Source organism: Pseudonocardia sp. 73-21 (assembly GCF_001899645.1).
Taxonomy (GTDB): Bacteria; Actinomycetota; Actinomycetes; order Mycobacteriales; family Pseudonocardiaceae; genus Pseudonocardia.
On record NZ_MKVV01000012.1, the window covers coordinates 1 to 23,039 of the forward strand.

Below are 23,039 nucleotides of genomic sequence, written 5' to 3' on the forward strand. Positions count from 1 at the left end.
TGAAGGTCATGCCGGCGCTGACGATCACCGACGACGAGCTCACCGAGGGACTCGAGATCGTGAAGGATTCGGTGCGTGCCGTGGTAGCGGCAACCTGACGGACTCCTGACGAAATCCCGCTTCGGCGCACATCGGGGCGTTGCCGGGATAGACATGCGATGGTGGCCGACGGGATCCCGATAGGGAACGTCGCCGGAACGCAGCGAAGCAGACGGGCGATGCGCGGGTGCCTGCCCCGGTACCGCGTCCGCCGGCCACCGTTTCCCCGTCGCACCCGGCGTCGTCACCGCGGTGAGTGCTGGGCGTCTACAGCCAGGTGATGCGCCACCCGCGGCAGGCCGCGCTCAGCCGCTCCACGACCGCGCGGGCCCGCCTGGCCAACCGCTGGTGTCGCGGGTGGGATCCCCCGCGGGGGCCGACGACGGCGACCGGACAGCGCGCGCGAGCCAGGATCGCCTCACCCGCAGCCCCGAGACCGCTGCCGGGCACGTGCCGTCGGCGGCACCTGCCGACCACCGCCATCGCGGCCCCGGCGCAGTGTGCGACCAGCGCCTCCGGGTCCCCGGCCGGCAGGAGCAACCGGACGACGGGCACATCGGGATTCCCGGCCCGGCACTCGGCGAACGCGGGGGCGACGCCCGGACCGGTGCGCGTTCCCGGGCACGGTGGTGCGGCGGTGACCGCGGCGACCGGAAGGCCCCGCTGTCGTGCCGAGGCGAAGGCGAAACCGATCGGTGACGCAGGCTCGTCGAAGTCGTCGAAGTCGAGCACGATGCGAGCAGCCGACCCGGCGTCGGAAGCCAGCGCTCCCCGGTGGACGACCACCACCGGACAGACGGCCCGCGCCACGACCCGGCGGGTCACGCGGCGGACGGGTTCGTCCGGGCCGGCGGGGCCGTCACCGCAGGGGCGCCCGCCCAGCACCAGCAACCGCGCCCGACGCGACTCCTCGATGAGCACCCGCGCAGGCGCACCGACCACCTGACAGCAGGTCAGCTCGACGTCCGGGGCCACGGCCCGCACCAGCCGGGCGGCCTCCGCGAGGGCGGCGCGCCCGGCTGCGGCGAGGACGTCGTCGACGTCGGTGATCGACAGCAGTCCGTAGGGGTCGACCGGGAGCATCTGGCGGACGACGTGCACGACCATCAGCGGGCAACCGCGGGTGGCCGCCTCGGCGGCCGCCCACTCCAGCGCGTCGATGTCGGTCGCGGAGACGTCGACGCCGACCACGACCGCCGCCCGCGGGCTCATCGCGCCGGGTCTCCCCTCGAGCCCGACTCCCCGGGCGCGACGACGGTCGGCAATCCCGACCTCACCATGTCACCCTTCCCTGCCGCCATCTGCAACTCACCACAAAGTGGTTTACAGCAACACTTGCATGCATACACATGATTGACCAACTCGAGGCGGGGCCCGTCACAGACCTGAACACGAGAGACCCTGCAGCGCGGAGCGACGATTGATGGACACTTCCGACATGACCGACACGCGCCGCCCCGGCGGCACAGAACCGTCCGACGACGAGATCGCGGCCGTCATGCTCGCGGCCCGGGCGATCGTCGCCATCACCGCCCAGTCGGTCGCCGCGCTCGACGACCAGGTGACCCTGCCCCAGCTCCGCGTCCTGGTGATGATCGCGAGCCGCGGCCCGCTGAACCTGGCCGCGGTGGCCCAGGGGCTCGACGTGCACTCCTCCACCGCCACCCGCGTCTGCGACAAGCTCGTGCACGCCGGGATGCTGCACCGCAGCGACAACCCGGACGACCGTCGCAACCTGGTGCTCGACCTGACCGCGGACGGGCGCACGCTGGTGGATTCCATGACCCGGAACCGCCGCGCGGCGATCAAGGACGTGCTCACCCGGATGCCGCCCAGCCAGCGCCAGGGCCTCCCCCCCAAGCTGCGTGCGTTCGCCGAGGCCGCCGGCGAGTTGCCCGACACCGGCGCCTGGGCCCTGGGCTGGACGACGGAGAACCCCGTCCGCGACCCCGGAGGCTCCGCAGCCTAACGCTGTACCTTGCGCAACGCATGTCCTTGTACACATGCTAGGAGGGAACACACCTGCCGACAGAGGAGGATCCGTGAGGGTCGCAGACATCCTGAAGGTCAAGGGCGACACGGTCGTGACCGTTCGTTCCTGGACACCACTGCGCAGCGCGATCGACCTCTTGGCCGGACCCCCGGCGATCGGCGCGCTCGTCGTCTCCGACGACGGGCACGGTCACGTGTCCGGGATCGTCGCGGAACGGGACATCATCCGGGGCCTGCACCGCCGCGGCGCGTCGACGCTCGAGCAGACCGTGGCCGACGTCATGGTCCGTGGCGTCCCGGTCTGTTCGCCCGAGGACCCGATCACCAAGCTGATGGCGACCATGACGCGGTCCCGCCACCGGCACCTGCCGGTCCTGTCCGACGGCGTGCTCTGCGGCATCGTCAGCATCGGCGATGTCGTCCGGCACCGCCTCGACGAGATGCAGCTCGAGACCGCGGTCCTGCGCGACATGTACGTGGCCGGCCGGTGATCCGACCCGGTCGGCCTCCCCTGACGAAGTCCTGACGAATCCGTTCCGGCGCCACCTCGGCTCACCCGCAGGACTAGAACGGGGCTCGGTGGTCGGCGACGGTTCCGACAGGGACCGACCCCGGGAGGCTGCACACGTCCTCACGTGGCCGCCACCCGGGCACGCGGGGGCCCATCCCCGACCCGCGTGCCGTCGACCACCGCAGCGGCGGTCTCACCACGGCGGCGCGATCCGGTCTCCTGCCGTACCGGTGAGCCGCGTGTCCGCACGCAACGATCCGGAGGGCCTCGGTGACCGATGACCGACCGCACGATGCGGGACAGCCGCCCGGAGGCGGACCACCACGCGGTCGGCCCCCGCTGGGGCCGGACGAAGTGCCGCTGCTGACCCACCGGGGCGGGCGCGACGAGACGGTCACCCTGCGCATCGGCCCTCCTCAGGGCGGGGAGGGCACCGGGGACGGCTCCGCGGGGCCACGCGGGGCAGGCGCCGGCCGGCGCCGGGTGCGCGCCGCCCTGTGGACGCTTCTCGGCCTGGTCGTGCTCGGCCCGCTGCTCGCCTTCGCGATCGGCTGGCTCCTCATCCCGGTGCCGTCCCCGGACGACGCGACCCTGCTGCAGACCGCCACCTTCACCTTCGCCGACGGCTCCCCGCTCGCGGTCGTGCAACCGGACGCCGTCAACCGCATCAAGGTCACCCTCGACGAAGTCCCGGTCCCCGTCCAGAACGCCGTGCTCGCCGCCGAGGACCGCACGTTCCGGTCGAACCCGGGCTTCGACATCGTGGCGATCGGACGTGCCGTGGTCAGCCAGCTCACCGGCGGGGACGGCGGGGGCTCCACGATCACGCAGCAGTACGTCAAGAACGCCACCGGCCAGGACCAGGCCACCCTGTGGCGCAAGTACAAGGAGGCCGTCATCGCGGCCAAGATCTCCAAGCGGGAGACCAAGGACCAGATCCTCGAGGACTACCTCAACACCATCTACTTCGGTCGCGGCGCCTACGGCATCGAGACCGCGGCGAAGGCCTACTTCGGCAAGGACGTCGGCGACCTCACCGTGTCCGAGGGCGCCATGCTCGCCGGGTTGATCCAGTCACCGGCCGGCGGCGACCCCGCGGTCGACCTCGTACAGGCGAAGGCCCGCTGGAACTACGTGCTCGACGGGATGGTGGAGACGGGCTGGCTGACCCCCGCGGACCGAGCCGCCCAGGTGTTCCCGGACGACTGGCTGCGAACGGCGCCCCCCGAACACGGGATACCCGGCGACGAACGGTTCCACATCTACACCGAGGCGAAGGCCGAGCTGGCCGCGGCCGGCATCACGCAGGACCAGATCGACACCCTGGGCCTGACCGTCACCACCACGGTCGATCCCGAGACGCAGGAGCAGGCCGTCGCCGCCGTGGCCGCCGTGATGGACGACCAGCCCGCCGACCTGCGCACCGCCCTCGTCGCGGTCGACCCCCGGAGCGGGGCCATCGTGGCCTACGACGGTGGTCCACAGGGACTGGGCACCGACTACGCGCAGGCGCTGCGCCAGCCGGGGTCGGCGTTCAAACCGTTCGTGCTGTCGGCCGCGCTGCAGGCCGGTGACGGGGTCGGCCTCGGCTCGGTCTACGACGGCTCGTCCCCGCAGACGATCGCCGGGCAGGTCGTCGCCAACTCCGCCGGTGACAGCTGCGACCGGTGCACCGTCATGACGGCCATGACCCACTCGATCAACACGATCTTCTACCGCATCGCCGTCGAGACGGGCGTGGACGAGGTCGTCCGGGCCGCACACCAGGCCGGCATCCCCGACGACCTGCTCCCCGTGGCCGACGGGGGGATCGCCCTGGGCGATCAGGAGGTGCGCCCGGTCGACATGGCCTCGGCCTACGCCACCTTCGCCGCCGGCGGTGTCCGCCACGCCCCGCACATCGTCGAGAAGGTGGTCGCAGCCGACGGTCGCGTCCTGCTCGACCACAGCGCACCGGAGGCCGGGGCCCAGGCCGTGCCCGAACAGGTCGCCCGCAACGTCACCGAGTCCATGCTCGACGTCGCCGACAGTTCCCGCATCGCGCTGTCCGACGACCGGCCGGTGGCGGTCAAGACCGGCACCGTCCAGCTGGGGTCGACCAACGACAACAAGGACACCTGGACGGTCGGGTACACCCCGTCGCTGTCCACCGCGGTATGGGTCGGCACGGACGAGTCGGACCCCGTCCGGACGGCCTCGGGCTCCCCCGCCTACGGGCGCACCCTGGCCGGAGGGGTGTGGCAGGAGTTCATGAGCGACGCCCTTCGTGGCACCCCGGTCACGCGGTTCGGCCCGTTCGTCCCGATCGGCACGCCCCCGCCCACCGCACCACCGCCGACCACCACCGCCCCGGACGCGCCGGCCCTGCCCACCGACGAGCGGAACGGCCAGGCCGATCCCCGGTCCGGCAGGCACCACCATCCGGTTGGGGGCGCCTCGGATTCCGGTGGCGCCCGACTCGATCGCTGACGGGCGGCGCCGCCTCATCCCCGCCCACCGCCTCGCCGGCTCAGGAGTTGACCGTCCTCAGTTCCACGATCGGCAGCGCGGTGTGCTCCTGGTCGATCGAGGTCCCCAGCGTCGACTCGAGGACGGGCTTGAAGGTGCGCCACGCCCGCGGGTACCGGGCCGCGTACCGGGCCAGCGCGGCGTCCGCCTCGGCGGAGCCGAGAACGCGGGCCGTGGCGGGTACCGACCGGCGACCGGCGACCGAGACCCGTACCTGCGGATGGGCCCGTACGTTGCGGAACCACTGCGCCCGGTCACCGAAGCCGGAAACCACCAGGTACCGGTCGGATGCGGGGTGTCCGAAGACCTCCAGGACGACCCGACGCCGTTGACCGGTCCGCCGGCCGACGTGCTCGAGCATCAGCATCCGGGATCCGAACAGGAACCCGAGACGCATGCGGTAGATCCAGATCGGTGCGCGCATCAGACGACCGGTCCTCAGGAGCCGGGCCCCTCCCCGGGCGATCGCGTCGGAGAAGGGGCGTGATGGCGGGATGGCCGGGTGCATGACGTACCTCGTTTCGTGAGCGCAGGGTCGGAGAAGTCGGATCAGTGTCGGTGGAGATCACCTCCGAGACCGTTGTGGTAGATCGACAGGACCTCCGCACCCCATCGCCGCGTCCCCGCCACCGACAGCGGGTCGACACCGAGCACGTCGTGCAAGTGCGTCCGCAGGATCAGCACGGCGAGGTCGTTGGCCAGCAGAAAGGCCGCCCGCACCGCCGGGTCCTCGCCGCGGTCGGCCGACCCGGCGCCGGCCATGCCCTCGAGCGCGTCCCGCGCCACCGCGTACAGCTTCCGGAACAGCGCAGATCCGACGGGGCCGTGGGTCAGCAGCAGACGTCCGAGATAGGCGGGGATCGGTGATCCGGCGGGCAGGCTGCGCGCCACCATGTCCGCGAGGGTGGGCAGCGCGGCCAGGTCGAGCGCGTCACCGACCGGTGGTTCCGTGGCCTGGGCCAGCAGGATCTCGAGGACCTGGACGACGTGGTCGTCGACCGCGGTGCGCAGGCCGTCCTTCGACCCGTAGTGCCGCACGACGAGCGCAGGCGACACCTTCGCGACCGCAGCGATGTCCCGGACCGTGACCGCGTCGGGCCCGCGCTCGGCGAACAGGGCGAGCGCCACGTCCCGGATCCGTGCTCGTGCGGTCCGGTCGTCCGGAAGTGACGTCATGTACACAAAGATAAACAAACGTTCACTCCTGGGCAACCGCTCGAGCGTGCCCCGGGTCGCACCCGTCACCGCCGGGGCCGTGGGCAGGTGGGAGGTGACGAACAGCCCGAGCACGCGTGTCCCGAGCCACGGGTGCACGCGTGGGCAGACCCGACGCCGCGACGCCGTCCGGGCATCTGACGATTGCCCTACGCATGCGTCCCGCGGGAGTCGGGGCAGCGAGCCGGGGTAGTCGGCGGGAGAAGGTCATCGCGTTCGACCTCGCTGTCGCTCCGGCGACCGACCCCAGGAGGACACATGCACGCCGTACCCGCCCCACCGACCCGACGGCGATACGCCGGCGCGATGGCCTCGCTCGCCGTCGTCCTGGCGATGATCGCCGGCTGCGGAGCCGGGCAGGTGTCACAGACCGCGTTGCAGGGCACCCACTCCAACGGCGCCGGCGGCCGGATCGGTCAGATGGCGGTTCGCGACGTGACGCTCCTCTTCGACGGCCCGGTTGCCGGCGATGAGGTCTACCCGCCAGGTTCGGCCGTGCCGGTCGAGGCGACGATCGTGAACACCGGCGACACGGCCGACCGCCTGGTACGGCTGTCGAGCCCGGTGGCGGCGGCGGGACAGATCCCGGGCGGAACCATTACGATCGCCGCCGGGCAGAGCGTCACCGCCGGACAAACCGGCCGCATCGCCTCGATCGAGGTGCCCTACGCCCGCGAAGGCGGGCCGCTCACACTGACCGGGACCACCGAGCCGATCCGGTCGGGGCTGACCTATCCGGTGACCTTCGAGTTCGAACGGGCGGGCGAGCTCGTCCTGCAGGTACCGGTGGCGGTTCCCGACAGGCCCCGCCGCCGCTAGTCCGAGGCGGCCTGGATCCCACCCCGCAGGCCGTCGACCGTCCGGGGAACCTCCGCCCCTCCACGCCGTGCAGGGCCACCGCGGTGTTCCGCTACGCCCCCGTCAGCGCAGCCGATGGCGCGACGCGCTGACCGGCGCGGCCCCACCAGCCCGACCCGAAAGGTAAGCGCAAGCTCGCCGTCGTTGCCGCCTCGGCGGAGCGGGTAACCGCTACGCATGGATGGAAAAGTCAACACCGAGACCCGGCGACCTCTGCAGGACGACCGATGGATCCGCCGCCCGGCCCTCATGGCAGGTGTCGTCGTCGAGTTGCTCCTGATCGGCCTCTTCGTCACCACGTTGTTCCGGGCCCCGAACCCGGCGTGGTCGGGCTGGACCGCAGCCTTCGCCATCGGCCTGCCGATCGCGATGTACGTCCGCCACCGGCGCCGTCTCCGACGGACCGGCGACTCCCCCACCTGACGGACTTCCGACGGCCCCGATCGCCGGGCCTGGCGCCAGGTATGTCACTGCGGTCCACCGCAGCATCTGACCTCAGGAGCGGTACTCGGGGTTCGGGAAGTCGAAGCGGGCACCGGCGTCCCACTCGCGGCGCTGGTTGCCCTACGCGGGGAACCCGCCGGCGTCGCGCAGCATCCGGGCCATGTGCAGGAGGTTCCACGTCATGAAGGTGGTGTTGCGCTGGGTGAACTCGTTGTCCACCCCGGCGCGCGTGCCGTCCTCGAGCTCATCGCCGTAGCTCGGCCCCGGCCCCGCCTCGCCGATCCACCCGGCATCGGACTGCGGGGCCACGCTGTAGCCGATGTGCTGCAGGCTGTAGAGCACGTTGGACGCGCAGTGCTTGATCCCGTCCTCGTTGCCGGTGATCAGGCATCCCCCGACCCGGCCGTAGTACAGCCACTGGCCGCGCTCGTTGAGCTCCCCGGAGTGGGCGTACAGCCGCTCGATGATCTTCTTCGTCTCGCTGCTGTTGTCGCCCAACCAGATCGGCCCGGCGATGACGAGGATGTCGGCGGCCAGCACCCGCGGGAACAGCTCCGGCCACGCGTCGACCTCCCACCCGTGCTCGCGCATGTCGGGGTACACGCCGCTCGCGATGGGATGGTCGACCGCCCGGAACTGGTCGACCGCCACCCCCTGCTTCACCATGATCGACGCGCTCGCATCCACCAGGAGCTGGGTGTGGCTCGCCGCCGGGACCGGGTCAGGGTGGTGTTGATGAACAGGGCCCTGAGGCCGCCGAAGTCCGTACCGGTGTCACTCATGCGCGGACCGTAGCGCTCGGCGGCACGGGCGCGTCCTCGATGCGCTCGAAGAACGGGACGGGCCACGGCCGGGGCGGGCATCCACGCCGGCCGCCCGGCTCCGCACCGAGTCGGGCGGCGTCTCCGTCCGCACCGCCCTTCCGCTGTGACCTGGTCGGACTCGCCCGCACGTGGACCGACGGCACGGCGAAGGCGGTACCTGCGGAATGGCAGCTCGATGGCCCGGCGTTGCGGTGAGCGAGAACGGCATCCGGACCCAATCGGAGGCCTTGACCTTCTTCGCCATGACTATTCCCTCTCGAATGTGACGAATCCGTGGTGGACGATCAGCGGGCGGCGAGCAGGTCGTGCGCGGGCGCAGCGCCCGCAGTGTCGCGATGTGGTCCTCGGTGCTGCCTCCCGCGGAGAAGGTGAGCACCGGCATCGAGGCGCCCGCGGCGTGCCACGCGGCCATGCCCCTCCACCAGTTGCGGGCTGCTGGCGTCCAGCCCCAGCACGAAGCGCCCCTCGGACGCCTCCTGCAGGCTCACCGCCGCCGTCGCCAGCAGTCCGGCGCTACGGCTCCACACGTTCAGCACCCCGGCGCTGAGCGTGATCCGCTCGGTGCGGGCCGCGATCTCGGCGAGCAGGACCACCGCGTCGTGCGCCCAGCCCTCCGCGACGAAGAAGGCGGCGTAGCCCAGCCGCTCCGCCTCCGCCACCTCGACGATCACGTCACGGCGTGTCTCGGTGGGTGTGAACGTCACGGCGATCGACCTGTGCTCGACGAACGACATCGGATTCTCCGTCCATTTCGGCTCTCTCGGCAGGGCCGAACATTGTCCGGCGCAACGGCGAATTCCATCGATGCGGTCGGTCGTTCATGTTCGGAAAGACATTCATCGATCCGTTCCCGGACGGTCATCGGTGCGGCGGTCGGCGACGGTCGTGGCCGTGGGAGGGTGGTGAGGTGACGATCCGGTGCACGCGATGACCGAAGCGCTCGCCTTCGACATGTACGGCACGCTGGTGGACCCGATCGGGATCACCACGGCGCTGCAGGAGGTGTTGCCCGAGGACGCCGACCGGCTCGCCGTGCTCTGGCGCTCCACGCAGCTCGAGTACACCTTCCGGCTCACAGCCATGGGCGTCTACGAGGACTTCGAGCGCGTCACCCGCAAGGCACTCGACCACGCCCTCGCCGTGGTCGGCCGCGACCTCGGTCAGGCGGCGAAGGACATGCTGATGGGCCGCTACAACGATCTCGAACGCTTCATCGATGTCGCTCCCGGTCTGGACCGTCTCCAGCAGGCCGGCCATCCGATGGTGGTGTTCTCCAACGGTTCCCCGCGGATGCTGGAACCGCTCATGGCGGCCACCGGCCTGGACCGCTGGTTCGACGGATACCTCAGCGTCGACCCGGTCCAGGCGTTCAAACCGTCGCCGCGGACCTACCGGTACGTCGCCGAACAGCTCAACCGGCCGATCGGGCACATCCGGCTCATCTCGTCGAACCCGTTCGACATCTCCGGCGCCCGCACCGCCGGCATGAGCGCGGCCTGGGTCAACCGGTCCGGTGGCCCGTTCGACACGCTCGGGGATCCTCCCGAGGTGATCGTCAGGTCGCTCACCGAGCTGGCCGACGCCCTCGCCCACCCCGCCTGACCGCACCCGGCGTTCGACGACCGTAAGGCCGGAAGCGCGCCGCCCAGGGCAGGCTGAGAGCTCCGGCTCACGGCGTCCTGTGACAGCGGACCGACGGAAGGGCGGAGAACATGACGGTGCTGGCCGTGGCGACGGGCGGGGTGGCCGGTATCGGCATGGGGTACGTCCTGCAGCGCGGCCAGCTGTGCTTCCACTCGATGATCGACGGCGCGCAACGGGGCAGTTTCCTCCTGCTCCGGGCATGGGGGCTGGGCGTCGCGATCGCCGCGGTGGGCCTGTCCGTGCTGCTCGCGACCCCGCTCGGGGCCGGGCTCGACCACGGACTGCCCTTCGCGCCGGTGGGCAACATCGCCGGCGGGCTGCTCATCGGGCTGGGCATGGTCATCGCCCGCAGCTGCGTGTCCGGGCTGTTCTTCAAACTCGGCGCCGGCATGCTCGGCGCCACCATCGGCCTGGCCGGCTGGGCGGTCGGCGAGCTCGTGGCCCGCCGGATCGCCGTGCCCGGGCCCGTCCTCCTGCCGCCGGGCGACGGCGCGACGATCCCGGAGCTGCTCGGCCTCCCCCGTGCCGTCGTGGCGGTCGCGTTCCTCGTCGCTGTCGGGGCGTTCCTGTGGCGGCGCCGGTCTGTCGAGCGCCCCGAGCAGTCCTGGCAGTGGGGTTGGCCGATGCTGGGTGTCGCGCTCGGCGTCGTCACCGTGGCCGGCTGGGTGCTGGCCGCGTTGGGTGGTTCGCCGTTCGGCCCCAGTTCGGTCGGCGCGGTCACCAGCATCGCCGTCGGCGCGCCGAACTGGTGGCTGCTCAGCTTCCTGGTCGGCATCGTCGCAGGAGCGCTGGTGGCCGCCCGCTCGGCCGGCGGATTCCGTCTGCGCGGCGAGCAACCGGTCCGCTATGCCCAGCTCGCCGTGGGCGGGGCCCTCCTCGGCGCGGGCGGATGGATCGCCGGGGGCTGCAACCTCGGGCACGGTCTGTCCGGGGTGGCACAGCTCAACGTCTCGTCGTGGGTGGTCGTCGTCGCCATCGCCGGCGGCGTCGGTATCGGGCGGTTGATCCGGACGCGCGTCAGCGCGTCATGACCCGCTGACAGACGGTCTGGTCCGGCTACCTCTTCCCCGTTAGACTGCTGGTCGAACCATCGGTCTAAACCGATGGTCCCCATGCGGGGGTGGACAGGTGCGCGTGTTGATCATGGGTGCCGGGATCGCCGGTCCGACACTGGCCTACTGGCTGCTGCACCTCGGGCACGAGCCCACGCTCGTGGAGCAGGCACCCGAGCTGCGTCGTGGCGGCTACCTCGTCGACTTCTGGGGCGCGGGGTTCGACGTGGCGGAGCGGATGGGCATCGTCCCCGAGCTCCGCGACAGGGGTTACGAGTTCGTCGAGGCCCGGTCGATCGGCCGCGACGGTCGACCGATCGCCTCGTTCCCGCCGTCGGCGATCGTCGGGTCGGACGGCCGCTACGTGACCATCGCGCGATCGGACCTGGCGTCGACCATCCACGCGGCGCTGGACGGGCGCGTCGAGACCCTCTTCGCCACCACGGTCGAGGCGATCGACGACGCGGGCGAGGTCGTGCACGTGACCTTCGAGAACGGGACGCGGCGGGAGTTCGACCTCGTGGTCGGGGCAGACGGCCTGCACTCGCGGGTGCGCGAGCTGACCTTCGGGCCCCAGGAGCAGTTCGAGCGCTACCTCGGCATCGTCGTCGCCGTGTTCGACGTCGCCGGCTACCGCCCGCGCGACGAACTCACCGCCGTGCTGCACGCCGACGTCGGGTTCCAGATGCTGCGGGTGTCCCTGCGGGACGACGCCACCATGTTCTGCGCGACCGTGCGCCACGACGGCGGCGCGCCGCCGGACGACCCTGCCGAGCACAGGGCTCTGCTGCGACGGCGGCTTGCCGGAGCCCGGTGGGAGGTACCGGCGATCCTCGACGCGATGGCGTCGGCCCGGACGTTCTACGCCGACCGCGCGAGCCAGATCCGCATGCCGTCCTGGGCCCGGGGCCGGGTGGCACTGGTCGGCGACGCGGCGGCGTGCCCCTCGTTCCTGGCCGGACAGGGATCGGCGCTGGCGATGGTCGGGGCCTACGTCCTGGCCGCGGAGCTCGCGCGCGCCCACGGCGATCACGTCGAGGCGTTCGCCCGCTACGGCGAGCGCCTGGGCCCGCTGCTGCGGTCCAAACAGGACGCAGCCCGGGGTCTCGGCCTGGCCTTCGCGCCGCAGAACCGGTCGGCCCTGGCCGTGCGCAACACGGTGATGAGACTGCTGGGCCTTCCGCACGTCTCCCGTCTCGTCATGGGCAGGAGCTTCCGCGACGCCGTGGAGCTCCCCGCCATGCCGGTCGTCTGAGCAGCCGGGATCGGCGTGGTCCGTCCCCGATTCGCGAAGCTCCCCCTCGCCCAGCAGCAGGCGATCCTGCGCGCCGCATTGGACGAGTTCGCCGCCCACGGATTCCACGACGCCTCGCTCAACCGCATCATCGAGGCCGCCGGCATCTCGAAGGGATCGATGTACTACTACTTCGACGGCAAGGAGGACCTGTTCGCGCATGTCGCCCGCGTCGAGTTCGTGCGCGTGTTCGCCGCGGTCGGCCCGGTAGCCCTGCCGACCGAGCCCGGGCCCGACGCTTTCTGGTCGGGCGTGGAGGGCTACTACCGCGACTCCGCGGCGGCGCTGGCCACCCGGCCGCAGTTGGCGGCCCTGGTGCGGGGATGGCTCGCGGCGTCGGACAATCCCGCACTGGCGCGGGCACAGCACGAGATGGAACAGGCGGTCACGCCCTGGATCGAGCGCCTCCTGGACGCCGGCCGGGCCGTCGGCGCCGTGCGGACCGACCTTCCCTCCGGCCTGCTGATCGCCGTTGCGCTCGGCATGGGCAGGGCGATGGACACATGGCTGATGGCACAGCCGCTCGAGGGCACTGCGCCACCACCGATCGGCGCCCTCGTCGGCATGCTCCGCAGGGCCCTGCAGCCCTGAGCCGGCCAGGGAAGCGTCCCGGACCTCGTCGCGGCCGCTGCTTTCGGCGCCGTTCGCGGCGTCCTGGCCCGGACTACCGCAGGCGGCTGTCGACGGCTACCGGGGACTTGCCACCGTTGCGGATGCATCCCCGACGGCGCCGACGGTGTCATCGACTGACGGCGCCGGTGAGCTCGGCGAGCAACCCGCGGACGCGGGTGTCGATGTCGTCGCGGATCGGCCTGATCTCCTCCACAGTCCGGCCGGCGGGGTCGGTGAGCTGCCAGTCGAGGTAGCGCTTGCCGGGGAAGACCGGGCAGGCGTCGCCGCAGCCCATGGTGATCACGACGTCGGCGGTCTGGACCGCGTCCGTGGTGAGCCTCTTCGGGAACTCCTGCGACAGGTCGATCCCGATCTCGGCCATGACCTCGCGGACCGCCGGGTTGACCTGGTCCGCCGGCTCGGAACCGGCGGAGGTGACGCGGACCGATCCGGCGGCGTGGTGGTGCAGGAGCGCGGCGGCCATCTGCGAGCGGCCGGCGTTGTGCACGCAGACGAACAGGACCTCGGGGGTCTCGGTCATCAGGGAGGTTCTCCTGGTCCAGGTGGCGGCGGGTGTGGCGGGGACGTGACGGTGGAATGCGTGGCGGTCAGCCGACGGTGCGGGCGGTCCACCGACGACGCAGGGCCAGGGACACGTAGACCAGAGCGACCAGGACCGGGACCTCGATCAGCGGCCCCACCACACCGGCCAGGGCCTGCCCGGACGTGACACCGAAAGTGGCGATCGCGACGGCGATGGCGAGCTCGAAGTTGTTGCCCGCCGCGGTGAACGCCAGCGTCGTCGTCCGCTCGTAGGACAACCCGACCGCCCGGCCGAACGCGTAGGAGCCGGCCCACATGATCGCGAAGTACGCCAGCAGCGGCAGCGCGATCCGCGCGACGTCGAGCGGGCGGGAGGTGATCGCGTCGCCCTGCAGCGCGAACAGCACGATGATCGTGAACAGCAGCCCGTAGAGGGCGAACGGGCCGATGACCGGAAGGAACCTCCCCTCGTACCACTCGCGTCCCTTGGCCTTCTCGCCGTAGCGACGGGTCAGGAAACCGGCGACGAGCGGGACGCCGAGGAAGATCAGCACGGAGACGGCGATCTGCCACGGCGAGACGTTCAGGTCGGTCTGCGGCAGCCCGAGCCAGCCGGGCAGGACGTCGAGGTAGAACCAGCCCAGTGCCGCGAACGCGATCACCTGGAACACCGAGTTCACCGCCACCAGCACCGCGGCGGCCTCGCGGTCGCCGCACGCCAGGTCGTTCCAGATGATGACCATCGCGATGCAGCGGGCCAGCCCCACGATGATCAAGCCCGTGCGGTACTCGGGCAGGTCCGGCAGCAGCAGCCAGGCCAGGATGAACATCAGTGCGGGGCCCAGTACCCAGTTGAGGAGCAGCGAGGGCACGAGAAGTCGACGGTCGCCGGTGACGGTGTCGAGGCGGTCGTAGCGGACCTTCGCCAGCACCGGGTACATCATGATCAGCAGGCCGAACGCGATCGGGAGCGACACCCCGTCGACGGCCACCGCTCCGAGTGCCGCGCCGAGGCCAGGTACCAACCGGCCACCGACGAGGCCGACGACCATCGCGGCGATGATCCACACCGGCAGGAAGCGGTCCAGGGTGGACAGCTTCGCCACGACCCCGGCGTCGCCCTGCGACGGAGCGCCCGGGGTCAGGTTCCCCGTACTCACACCGACACCGCCCAGGCGTCGTCGAGCACGAGCACCGCGGACAGGCGGCGCAGGGCATCGGGCTGGATCCGGTAGTACACCCAGGTGCCCCGCCGCTCACCCGTGATCAGCCCGGCCTCGCGCAGCACCTTGAGGTGGTGGGAGATCGTCGGACCGCTCAGGTCGAACGCGTCGGTGAGATCGCAGACGCACGCCTCCCCGCCCTCGTGGGAGGCGATCAGCGACGCCAACCGCAGGCGCACCGGATCACCCAGGGCCTTGAAGACCTTGGCCAGCTCGACGGCCTGACCGGACGACAACGGCTCCCTCGCCAGTGGCGAGCAGCAACCCTGCTGTTCGGCCGGCCCGGTGAGGCCCTGCCCCTGTTTCGACATATCTCTACCTTGACAGGTGTCGATCCAGAGCGCAAGGTTGTGTTGACCGATGTCGAAGCAAGAGGGAGTGATGGTCATGTCCCGTGTTCAGCTGGCCCTGCGGGTGTCGGACCTGGAGGCCTCGATCGCCTTCTACCGCTCGCTGTTCGGGGTCGAGCCGGCCAAGCGCCGACCCGGTTACGCGAACTTCGCCGTCGTGGAACCACCGCTCAAGCTGGTGCTCATCGAGGGAGAGGCCGACCAGCCGACGGTGATGGACCACCTGGGCGTGGAGGTCGAGAGCACCGACGACGTCCACGAGGCCACCGCCCGCCTGTCGTCGCTGGGCCTGTTCACGCAGGAGGAGAACGACACCACCTGCTGCTACGCGTTGCAGGACAAGGTGTGGGTGCACGGACCCGGCGCGGAGCCGTGGGAGGTCTACACCGTCAAGGCCGACGCGCCGAACGCCACCAGCATCCGCCCCGCCGGTCTCACCGACGCCGACGCGTGTGAGTGCGGGACCCCGACCAGCACTTCGGGAGCTCCCATCGCCTCGTGCTGCTGACGATCGCCTCCTCGTCGGACCACTCCGGATCACCGCGAACAGCGCGGTAGCAGGGGCCGTGCCGGCAGGCGCGCGGTGGTCACTCCGAGGTGTGCTGCGGCGCGGGTCCCTGGCGAGGGGGAGGTGGACACGGCACGACGCCCGGCCCACCTCCCTCGCCGCACGCTCAGCTACCGGCTTGCAGTCGCTTCATCGTGGCGATCTCCGCCTGCTGAGCATCGATGATCTTCTGGGCGAGCGCCTTGGTGTCGGCGCTCTGGCCGTCACGGAGCTCCGACTGGGCCATCGTGACGGCGCCGGTGTGGTGCTCGATCATCATCTGCAGGAACATCCGGTCGAACCCGGTGCCGTTCGCGGCCCCGAGCTGCTGCATCTGCTGGTCCGACATCATCCCGGGCATCGCGGTGCCGGTCCCCATGCCCGACATCCCGGACATGCCACCGGAGGTCGCCGTCGGTGCGGCCGGGGTTCCCCAGCTCTGCAGGAATCCCTGCATCTGGGTGATCTCCGGGCCCTGCGCCCGGGCGATCTGCGCAGCCAGGTCGACGATCTTCTGGTTCGACGTGTGCCCGGCGACGAGCCGTGTCATGTCCACGGCCTGGGTGTGGTGCGGAATCATGCCCTGCACGAAGGCCACATCGGCCTCGTTGTGGGCGGTGGACCGGGGCGAAGCCTCCGCCGACGAGGCGGAGCCCTGAGCGGTCGATGCCGGGGCGGTGGTGCCGCAGCCGGCCAGAACGGTGGCGGCGAGCACGGCGGCGAGCATGCCTGAGGCGGTCGTGCGGTTCATCGGTGGTACTCCTCTGAGAACGTGCGGGACTGATCGGTCGGCGGGGACGCGCCGACCGATCAGTTCCGCAGCACGCAGAGTTGGGCGAGCCGGACCGACGTGGGCGGCGGTGGACGCGGCCACAGGGCCGCGATCCGCACCCGGATCGGAACGGCGTCGGCAACGGAACGGGTCCGGATCACGAAGGTCATGACCCAGAGCGCGAGCAGGAGCAGGGCCCCGAGCACGGCCAGGCACAGGTGCATCATCGGGTGGGCGTCCGGCGACGGCGCCGGGCCCGGGTGCATCTCGTTCGGCATCCCCGCCGACATCCCCGCCGGCATCGCATCGACCGGCGCCCCCGGGCCGGTCATGACGTGGCCATGCAGATCCTCCGTCATGGCCGCGGAGGCCACGGGCATGGCGTGATCGTCGGCCATCGGCATGACCAGCGAATGCATGGCGACGACCCCGACGAGGAGCGCGAGCACGACGAGCACGCGCTCCCATCGCCACGAACCGGCCCGTCCCATGACCGCCACCATAACCACTGGGGGGTATGTCCCGCCCCCGCAGTCCTCTTGCATACCTATACCCCCTAGGGGTAACTTCGTTCGCGGGAGGAACCATGAACGGCTACACAGCGGAGAAGGACGTCTACCTCAAGCGGCTGCGACGCATCGAGGGACAGGTCCGCGGGATCGCGAAGATGGTCGAGGACGACACGTACTGCATCGAGGTGCTCACCCAGGTCTCCGCCGCCACCAAGGCCCTGCAGGCCGTGGCACTGGGCCTGCTCGACGAGCACCTCGCCCACTGCGTCACGGAGGCCGCCGCAGAGGGCGGCGAGGTCGCCGAGCAGAAGGTCGCCGAGGCCAGCGCCGCGATCGCCCGCCTGGTCCGTTCCTGAAACCCCGGCCGGCACCCACACCACCGACGGCCCACCACGCCGCCGTCCGAAGGAGGAACACGATGAGCCAGCACACCTACACCGTCAGCGGGATGACCTGCGCGCACTGCGTCAACTCGGTCACCGAGGAGATCAGCGAACTGGACGGGGTCACCTCCGTCACGGTCGACCTGCCCAGCGGGGCGGTCACCGTCACCAGTACCGCACCGCTCGACCTGTCCGCGGTCGAGGCCGCCGTCGACGAGGCCGGCTACCGGCTGATCCCCGAGGAGTCCGTCGCATGAGCACCGCGACCTCTGTACCCCCGGCCCTGTCCACCGACATCGAGCTGTCGATCGAGGGCATGACCTGCGCCTCGTGCGCCAACCGGATCGAACGCACGCTCAACAGGCTCGATGGCGTCACCGCGACGGTCAACTACGCCACCGAGAAGGCCCGGGTCAGCGCCACGGCCGGCATCGACCCGGCAGTGCTCGTCGCCAGGGTCGAGGCCGCCGGATACCGCGCGACACTGCCCCCGGACCCGGCTGCACTCCGTGCACCCACCGTCGCCGACGCGGAAGCAGACGATCCGAGCGGTGCCCTGCGTCAGCGCCTGATCACCAGTGCGCTGCTGTCGGTGCCGGTCGTCGTGCTGGCGATGGTGCCGGCGTGGCAGTTCACCTACTGGCAGTGGATCTCCCTCGCGCTGGCCGGGCCCGTGGTGGTGTGGGCGGCCTGGCCCTTCCACCGCGCCGCAGGGGCCAACCTGCGCCACGGTGCCGCGACGATGGACACCCTCATCTCGATGGGCACCCTCGCCGCCTTCGGGTGGTCGCTCTACGCGCTGCTGTTCGGCAGCGCGGGCATGCCCGGCATGACCCATCCCTTCGAGCTCACCGTCGCGCGCACCGACGGCACGGCCAACATCTACCTCGAGGTCGCCACCGGGGTCACCACGTTCATCCTGGCGGGGCGCTACTTCGAGGCCCGATCCAAGCGACAGGCCGGGGCCGCGCTGCGCGCGCTGCTCCAGCTCGGGGTGAAGGACGTCGCCGTGCTGCGACCGGGTACCGACGGCGCAGCGGTGGAGACGCGCATCCCCGTGGACGAACTCGTGGTGGGCGACCGGTTCGTCGTCCGACCCGGCGAGAAGATCGCCACGGACGGCACCGTCGAGGAGGGCAGCTCCGCCGTCGACGCGTCGATGCTCACCGGCGAGTCCGTCCCGGTCGAGGTCCGGCCGGGTGACGCCGTCGTCGGCGCCACCGTGAACGCCGGCGGCCGCCTCGTCGTGGCCGCCACCAGGGTCGGCGCCGACACCCAGCTCGCCCAGATGGCACGCCTGGTCGAGGACGCCCAGACCGGCAAGGCCCAGGTCCAACGCCTCGCCGACCGGGTCTCCGGGATCTTCGTCCCGATCGTCATCGTCCTCGCCGCCGCCACACTGGCGTTCTGGCTGATCACGGGTGCGGGTGCAGCGGTGGCGTTCACCGCCGCCGTCGCCGTGCTGATCATCGCCTGCCCCTGCGCGCTCGGGCTCGCGACTCCGACCGCCCTGCTCGTCGGCACCGGACGGGGCGCCCAGCTCGGTGTCCTGATCAAGGGCCCGGAGGTCCTGGAGTCCACCCGCCGCGTCGACACCGTCGTCCTGGACAAGACCGGCACGATCACCACCGGCCGCATGTCCCTGGTCGACGTCCACACCGAACCCACCGCCGATGCCGACGAGCTCCTGAGACTGGCCGGGGCACTGGAGAACGCCTCCGAGCACCCCATCGCCGCCGCGATCGCCCGCGCCGCCGGCGAACGGACCGGTGAGCTGCCCGCTGTCACCGACTTCACCAACCTCGAGGGGCTCGGTGTGCAGGGCGTCGTGGACGGCCACGCCGTCCTCGTCGGACGGGCCGCGCTGCTGCAGCAGTGGAGCCAACCGCTCACCCCGGCGCTGGCCGAGGCGATGACCACGGCCGAGCAGCTCGGCCGGACCGCGGTCGCCGTCGCGGTCGACGGCACCGCCCGCGGCGTGCTTGTCGTCGCCGACACCGTCAAACCCACCTCAGCACAGGCCATCACCCGGCTCCGGGCCCTGGGCCTCACCCCGATCCTGCTCACCGGCGACAACGCCGGCGCCGCAGCCGAGGCCGCGGCGCAGGTCGGCATCGACACCGGACCCGACACCGTCATCGCCGAGGTGCTGCCCGCGGACAAGGTCGACGTCATCAAGCGCCTGCAGGCCGAAGGCCGGGTCGTGGCCATGGTCGGGGACGGCGTCAACGACGCCACCGCGCTGGCCCAGGCCGACCTCGGTCTCGCCATGGGCACCGGCACCGATGTCGCCATCGAGGCCGGTGACATCACGCTCGTGCGGGGAGACCTGCGTGCTGCTGCCGACGCGATCCGGCTCTCCCGCAGCACCCTCGCGACGATCAAGGCGAACCTGTTCTGGGCGTTCGCCTACAACATCGCCGCACTGCCGCTGGCCGCCGCCGGCCTGCTCAACCCGATGTTCGCCGGCGCCGCCATGGCGCTCAGCTCCGTGTTCGTCGTCGGCAACAGCCTCCGCCTCCGTCGATTCCAGGGTCTTGTCGACCGGGATGCGGGGGCAGGACGGCACTAGCGGGCACGCGCAACGCCCGACGACCGTGGGCCGTGCCGGGCAGATCCCGGCGGACCAGCTCGCGCACGTCCACACGAGGAGACCGCAATGATGTTCTGGTACGGCAACGGGAACGGCGTCGACGGCTGGGTTTACGTGCTCATGACCGTCGGCATGGTGCTCTTCTGGGGAGCGGTGATCATCGGGGTGATCGCGCTGGTCCGCCACACCACCCGTCCCGAGATCCACGCTCCGAGCCACACGCCGCCGCCCACGCCGCAGCAGCTGCTCGCCGAACGATTCGCGCGCGGGGAGATCGACGAGCACGAGTACCGCAGCCGGCTCGACGTTCTGCACCAGGCGCCCCGCTCACCGGCCGCGCGGTAGCCGCGGATCGGCACCCGACCTTTCCCGTTCCCTGACGACCGACAGGCCGATGTCGAACGGACACCAGCACGGAGCGTCGACTAAGGTGCTCGGCGACGACGAGCGGCGCCGCCGGCGGCTCCTCACAGGGACGCGGTCGCGGGCCGGACGACGGTGACCGGACACGGCGCATGCAACACGCATCTCAGTGCGACCGACCCGAGCAACGTGGCCGCGACCCCACCGGGGCCCCGGTGGCCGACGACGAGGAGATCGGCGTGGCCGGCCTGCTCGATCAGCACGTCCGCCGCGGACCCGGGCACAGCGACGACATCGACATCCGGTGCGGACTGCGAGGCCCGATCGATCTCCGAGTGGACGAGTTGCCAGGTCGCGGTATCGACGTTGCGGGTGAGCGTCTCCACGTCCGGCGGTCGGACGACGCCATACACGCGCCCCCACTCACCGGGCGGGTCGAATGCGCGAGCCACGATGACGGTGGCTCGGCGGCGTACCCCCTCGGCCAGGGCGTAGCGCAGTGCGTCCAGTGAGGACTCTGATCCGTCGACACCGACGACGATCGTGGAGTGAGGTGTCATGCCGGCCTCCTTCGTGTGTGCCCGACATGCTGCCGCCGCCACGCGCCGACCACGACCGGCCAGAAGTCCCGCCCGGACGGTCGGTGGGCCCGGACGTGTTCGCCGGCGACGGCAGCGGGAACCGCTCCTGGCCCGGATGCGCACGATTGGGGTGGTCCACCTTCCGAGAGCGAACGCGCCACGGTGACCCACATCGACGAGACCCGAGCGGTCGAGCCGGGTTCAGCGCCGGATCCGCGCCGACAGCAGGTCCACGACCACTACGGCGTACACGTCGGGCGGATGGACGCCGACGGCACCGTCCGCACCCACACCGGCATCCGCGTCGGACGGACCCGGCAGAACACCTGACGCGGCCCGGTCGCCGACACGCGACCTCGGCGGGGTGGCGGGTTGCCCGAGCCTGCGGTGCTCACACCCCCTGCCGGCGACCGTTCGATTCCACCGGGGCACCGGACAACAGGTCGTCGAGACCCTCGTCGAGGTCGTCGTCGCCGTAGAGCGACGCAACGGCCAGCAGCGCTGCGGAGTTGTCCCATTCCTGCGGTGCGGGATCCGCGTCGAAGGGGAGGGTCCGGATGATGGCAGACATCATGATCACACCTTCGGGTTGGCACCGTCTCCTCCTCATGTTCACCAGGGCGGCGCGTGCTGCACAGGGACTTCCGACCCGGAACCCCCGCCCCGGGTCGTGCCACGACCGGACTGGCGGCCTCGATCAGTACAGCGAGATCGTCGGAAGGCTCACGCACCGCAGCGACAACCCGGGCGACTGGCGGGTCCGCCAGGATGGACGCCGGGGACGAGCGGGCTGGCTCCGCCCGCTCCGAGCATGAGTGCGCGACCCCGAGGCGCCGCACCAGTCGACCACCCATGCTCACCAGGGGCGCGTCCGAACGCAGCCACTGGGAGACGTCGACCGCGAGTACCATCCGCCCGTCGGTGGCTCTGGGCAGCGGCAGCGACGCCAGCGTTCGGCGGATCCGTTCCGGTTCCACCCGACTGCGACTGAGCGCGTCGTACATCGCGCCGTACCCGCGGTCGATGCGCGGCCACCAAGGTCAGATCGATCAGCGACCGGACCGACCCGTCAGCGCACAGCACGCACCGGTCAGTCAAGCAACGCCTCCGCCCGCAAGGTCGACGACGTGTAGAACTTCCGCCGGAAGCAGTCAAGATCACCCCGTCGGGCCGAGGTGTCACCCCGCTCTGCACTACGGGCATGCGCAACACCGGCCATCACGGCCACCGCTTTCGTCCTCGAGCTCTGCGAGAGGAACCCGAAGAGGCTCAAGCGGTGCCATGCCATGTCCCGGCGACACGCCGAACACCCGCGCACACCGTCCTCGACCTGACCACCCGAGGTCAAAGATCAAGCTGAGTGCCAAAATTGGTTCATGCCCCGCGGGTGCCGGAGGCGGTTCATCCTCGCGGTTGGTCGGGAGAAGGCGCCGCACCAGCGGGCCGGGACCGCCGCCTGTCGCGTAGCCGACGCCGACGGCCGAGCCCCCGAACTCGGGTTGATCGGCTGCTGAAGAGGAACAGCCGACTCCGAGGTCGGGGTGCTCGGCCGCTGGGGAGGGGATGCCGCTCGAAGATCAGCGGTTTCCCCCTCGTACCTGACCCGCGCGAATCAGGCGTCGGTGGGTGCCGGACGTCCGGCCGGGCCCTGGCGGACGTAGTCCGCGGCGAACGCGGCGCGTTCGTCGTCGGTCATGTTGTTCAGGGCCAGGTTCGGGCTCGCGAAGGGGGGGCACCGTCGCATGTGCTCGAGCGTCCACATCTTCTTGGGGTTCAAGTCGAGGTGGGGCTGAGCGGTCAGGGTCTTGCCGTCGTCGCGGACGAAGCCCATGTCGGTGACCACGTCGGCGAAGTTCCAGCCGTCATAGAGGGTCTCCCACTCGCGGTGCCCGACCAGTCGGCCCATGTTCGGGGTCTCACGACCCTGGTAGTTCGGGCGGAAGGCCTCGACGTCGGTCCAGCGGCAGACCTCGTGGCAGTAGGTGCGATGCTGCCCGTCGACCTCGGCCATGACCATGTCCTCACGCACCAGGCACGGGACCATGCAGGTCCAGCACCGGTGCGGGTAGACGTAGTCGACGTCCTCGAAGATGATCGGGTTGTGCCCGTTCGGCACGGCCAGGCGGTTGTAGTTCTCCCACCACGCGCCGTACTTGTCGTACCAGCCCGGGTACTTGTA

The 23,039-nt window shown here is 71.1% G+C and carries 26 protein-coding genes and 3 pseudogenes; 15 read left to right on the top strand and 14 right to left on the bottom strand.

The genetic code is table 11. The features are described from left to right. Positions 1 to 306: 306 nt before the first annotated feature. Positions 307 to 1,251 carry a universal stress protein gene (locus BGP03_RS01640; protein ID WP_298800809.1) on the bottom strand — a complete coding sequence of 315 codons (945 nt, stop codon included), beginning with the start codon at positions 1,249 to 1,251 and terminating at the stop codon, positions 307 to 309. Positions 1,252 to 1,477: 226 nt separating this feature from the next. Here BGP03_RS01640 and BGP03_RS01645 point away from each other — a divergent pair, with 226 nt between their 5' ends. The 3 genes from BGP03_RS01645 (at position 1,478) to BGP03_RS01655 (ending at position 5,011) form a co-directional block, all read left to right on the top strand. Next, positions 1,478 to 2,008: a MarR family transcriptional regulator gene (locus BGP03_RS01645; protein WP_296366484.1), complete on the top strand. Its 531-nt coding sequence runs from the start codon at positions 1,478 to 1,480 to the stop codon at positions 2,006 to 2,008. A gap of 73 nt (positions 2,009 to 2,081) precedes the next feature. Continuing rightward, on the top strand, positions 2,082 to 2,522 hold the full coding sequence (locus BGP03_RS01650) for a CBS domain-containing protein (RefSeq protein WP_296366485.1): 441 nt from the start codon (positions 2,082 to 2,084) through the stop codon (positions 2,520 to 2,522). Positions 2,523 to 2,896: 374 nt separating this feature from the next. Continuing rightward, positions 2,897 to 5,011, top strand: coding sequence for a transglycosylase domain-containing protein (locus BGP03_RS01655; protein ID WP_298800808.1), 2,115 nt, complete (start codon positions 2,897 to 2,899; stop codon positions 5,009 to 5,011). Between the two features lie 40 nt (positions 5,012 to 5,051). Here BGP03_RS01655 and BGP03_RS01660 read toward each other — a convergent pair whose 3' ends face one another. Continuing rightward, positions 5,052 to 5,474: a nitroreductase family deazaflavin-dependent oxidoreductase gene (locus BGP03_RS01660; RefSeq protein WP_296366490.1), complete on the bottom strand. Its 423-nt coding sequence runs from the start codon at positions 5,472 to 5,474 to the stop codon at positions 5,052 to 5,054. Between the two features lie 125 nt (positions 5,475 to 5,599). Continuing rightward, positions 5,600 to 6,226: a TetR/AcrR family transcriptional regulator gene (locus BGP03_RS01665; protein WP_298800807.1), complete on the bottom strand. Its 627-nt coding sequence runs from the start codon at positions 6,224 to 6,226 to the stop codon at positions 5,600 to 5,602. 345 nt (positions 6,227 to 6,571) lie between these two features. Here BGP03_RS01665 and BGP03_RS01670 point away from each other — a divergent pair, with 345 nt between their 5' ends. Both BGP03_RS01670 and BGP03_RS01675 read left to right on the top strand, forming a co-directional pair. Then, positions 6,572 to 7,084, top strand: a complete 513-nt coding sequence (locus tag BGP03_RS01670) for a copper chaperone PCu(A)C (protein WP_298800806.1) — start codon at positions 6,572 to 6,574, stop codon at positions 7,082 to 7,084. A gap of 216 nt (positions 7,085 to 7,300) precedes the next feature. Further along, positions 7,301 to 7,546 carry a hypothetical protein gene (locus BGP03_RS01675; protein ID WP_296366496.1) on the top strand — a complete coding sequence of 82 codons (246 nt, stop codon included), beginning with the start codon at positions 7,301 to 7,303 and terminating at the stop codon, positions 7,544 to 7,546. 72 nt (positions 7,547 to 7,618) lie between these two features. Here BGP03_RS01675 and BGP03_RS01680 read toward each other — a convergent pair. Together BGP03_RS01680 and BGP03_RS01685 are read right to left on the bottom strand one after the other, a co-directional pair. After that, positions 7,619 to 8,349: pseudogene (locus tag BGP03_RS01680) on the bottom strand (flavodoxin family protein). 326 nt (positions 8,350 to 8,675) lie between these two features. Further along, positions 8,676 to 9,125: an LLM class flavin-dependent oxidoreductase gene (locus BGP03_RS01685; RefSeq protein ID WP_298800805.1), complete on the bottom strand. Its 450-nt coding sequence runs from the start codon at positions 9,123 to 9,125 to the stop codon at positions 8,676 to 8,678. Between the two features lie 193 nt (positions 9,126 to 9,318). Between BGP03_RS01685 and BGP03_RS01690 the strand changes: the two genes are divergently transcribed. The 4 genes from BGP03_RS01690 to BGP03_RS01705 all read left to right on the top strand — a co-directional run bounded on the left by BGP03_RS01690 (position 9,319) and on the right by BGP03_RS01705 (position 12,972). Continuing rightward, positions 9,319 to 9,993, top strand: coding sequence for a haloacid dehalogenase type II (locus BGP03_RS01690; protein ID WP_296366501.1), 675 nt, complete (start codon positions 9,319 to 9,321; stop codon positions 9,991 to 9,993). 110 nt (positions 9,994 to 10,103) lie between these two features. Further along, positions 10,104 to 11,066: a YeeE/YedE thiosulfate transporter family protein gene (locus tag BGP03_RS01695; RefSeq protein ID WP_296366503.1), complete on the top strand. Its 963-nt coding sequence runs from the start codon at positions 10,104 to 10,106 to the stop codon at positions 11,064 to 11,066. A 97-nt stretch (positions 11,067 to 11,163) separates the two neighbouring features. Further along, positions 11,164 to 12,342: an FAD-binding domain gene (locus BGP03_RS01700; protein WP_298800804.1), complete on the top strand. Its 1,179-nt coding sequence runs from the start codon at positions 11,164 to 11,166 to the stop codon at positions 12,340 to 12,342. Positions 12,343 to 12,357: 15 nt separating this feature from the next. Then, entirely contained in the window at positions 12,358 to 12,972 is a 615-nt protein-coding gene (locus BGP03_RS01705; RefSeq protein WP_296366505.1) for a TetR/AcrR family transcriptional regulator, read from the top strand. A 148-nt stretch (positions 12,973 to 13,120) separates the two neighbouring features. On the opposite strand, the gene BGP03_RS01710 is transcribed toward BGP03_RS01705, so the two are convergent. The 3 genes from BGP03_RS01710 to BGP03_RS01720 form a co-directional block, all read right to left on the bottom strand. Next, positions 13,121 to 13,534 (bottom strand): arsenate reductase ArsC, encoded by a 414-nt coding sequence (locus tag BGP03_RS01710; RefSeq protein WP_298800803.1) that lies wholly within the window; start codon positions 13,532 to 13,534, stop codon positions 13,121 to 13,123. Positions 13,535 to 13,601: 67 nt separating this feature from the next. Next, positions 13,602 to 14,696, bottom strand: coding sequence for an ACR3 family arsenite efflux transporter (arsB, locus tag BGP03_RS01715; protein ID WP_298800802.1), 1,095 nt, complete (start codon positions 14,694 to 14,696; stop codon positions 13,602 to 13,604). Beyond that, complete coding sequence (locus BGP03_RS01720) at positions 14,693 to 15,070, bottom strand: metalloregulator ArsR/SmtB family transcription factor (protein ID WP_296366508.1); 378 nt, start codon at positions 15,068 to 15,070, stop codon at positions 14,693 to 14,695. Before BGP03_RS01720 ends, arsB begins: the two co-directional genes overlap by 4 nt. Positions 15,071 to 15,146: 76 nt before the next feature. On the opposite strand from BGP03_RS01720, the gene BGP03_RS01725 reads away from it, so the two are divergent. Next, positions 15,147 to 15,617 (top strand): ArsI/CadI family heavy metal resistance metalloenzyme, encoded by a 471-nt coding sequence (locus BGP03_RS01725; RefSeq protein ID WP_298800801.1) that lies wholly within the window; start codon positions 15,147 to 15,149, stop codon positions 15,615 to 15,617. A 166-nt stretch (positions 15,618 to 15,783) separates the two neighbouring features. Here BGP03_RS01725 and BGP03_RS01730 read toward each other — a convergent pair whose 3' ends face one another. Together BGP03_RS01730 and BGP03_RS01735 are read right to left on the bottom strand one after the other, a co-directional pair. Beyond that, positions 15,784 to 16,407 carry a DUF305 domain-containing protein gene (locus BGP03_RS01730; RefSeq protein WP_298800800.1) on the bottom strand — a complete coding sequence of 208 codons (624 nt, stop codon included), beginning with the start codon at positions 16,405 to 16,407 and terminating at the stop codon, positions 15,784 to 15,786. 59 nt (positions 16,408 to 16,466) lie between these two features. Further along, positions 16,467 to 16,919 carry a DUF6153 family protein gene (locus tag BGP03_RS01735; RefSeq protein WP_296366511.1) on the bottom strand — a complete coding sequence of 151 codons (453 nt, stop codon included), beginning with the start codon at positions 16,917 to 16,919 and terminating at the stop codon, positions 16,467 to 16,469. Between the two features lie 95 nt (positions 16,920 to 17,014). On the opposite strand from BGP03_RS01735, the gene BGP03_RS01740 reads away from it, so the two are divergent. From BGP03_RS01740 to BGP03_RS01755, 4 genes are all read left to right on the top strand, one after another. Continuing rightward, the gene (locus BGP03_RS01740; RefSeq protein WP_296366512.1) at positions 17,015 to 17,296 is read left to right on the top strand and encodes a metal-sensitive transcriptional regulator; all 282 of its coding nucleotides are present in this window, start codon (positions 17,015 to 17,017) and stop codon (positions 17,294 to 17,296) included. A gap of 62 nt (positions 17,297 to 17,358) precedes the next feature. Then, complete coding sequence (locus BGP03_RS01745) at positions 17,359 to 17,580, top strand: heavy-metal-associated domain-containing protein (RefSeq protein WP_296366513.1); 222 nt, start codon at positions 17,359 to 17,361, stop codon at positions 17,578 to 17,580. Beyond that, on the top strand, positions 17,577 to 19,895 hold the full coding sequence (locus tag BGP03_RS01750; protein WP_298800798.1) for a heavy metal translocating P-type ATPase: 2,319 nt from the start codon (positions 17,577 to 17,579) through the stop codon (positions 19,893 to 19,895). The genes BGP03_RS01745 and BGP03_RS01750 overlap by 4 nt, the downstream gene beginning before the upstream one ends. An 87-nt stretch (positions 19,896 to 19,982) precedes the next feature. After that, positions 19,983 to 20,261: an SHOCT domain-containing protein gene (locus tag BGP03_RS01755; protein WP_296366515.1), complete on the top strand. Its 279-nt coding sequence runs from the start codon at positions 19,983 to 19,985 to the stop codon at positions 20,259 to 20,261. 122 nt (positions 20,262 to 20,383) lie between these two features. Here BGP03_RS01755 and BGP03_RS01760 read toward each other — a convergent pair whose 3' ends face one another. Continuing rightward, positions 20,384 to 20,839, bottom strand: coding sequence for a universal stress protein (locus BGP03_RS01760; RefSeq protein WP_296366516.1), 456 nt, complete (start codon positions 20,837 to 20,839; stop codon positions 20,384 to 20,386). 183 nt (positions 20,840 to 21,022) lie between these two features. On the opposite strand from BGP03_RS01760, the gene BGP03_RS01765 reads away from it, so the two are divergent. Continuing rightward, positions 21,023 to 21,190, top strand: a complete 168-nt coding sequence (locus BGP03_RS01765; protein WP_296366517.1) for a hypothetical protein — start codon at positions 21,023 to 21,025, stop codon at positions 21,188 to 21,190. A gap of 61 nt (positions 21,191 to 21,251) precedes the next feature. Here BGP03_RS01765 and BGP03_RS01770 read toward each other — a convergent pair whose 3' ends face one another. The 3 genes and pseudogenes from BGP03_RS01770 to BGP03_RS01780 form a co-directional block, all read right to left on the bottom strand. Then, positions 21,252 to 21,434 (bottom strand): hypothetical protein, encoded by a 183-nt coding sequence (locus BGP03_RS01770; protein WP_296366518.1) that lies wholly within the window; start codon positions 21,432 to 21,434, stop codon positions 21,252 to 21,254. A 349-nt stretch (positions 21,435 to 21,783) separates the two neighbouring features. Beyond that, a pseudogene (locus BGP03_RS01775) lies at positions 21,784 to 21,864 on the bottom strand (hypothetical protein); the annotation flags it as partial. 608 nt (positions 21,865 to 22,472) lie between these two features. Beyond that, positions 22,473 to 23,039 (bottom strand): annotated as a pseudogene (locus BGP03_RS01780) (methane monooxygenase); the annotation flags it as partial.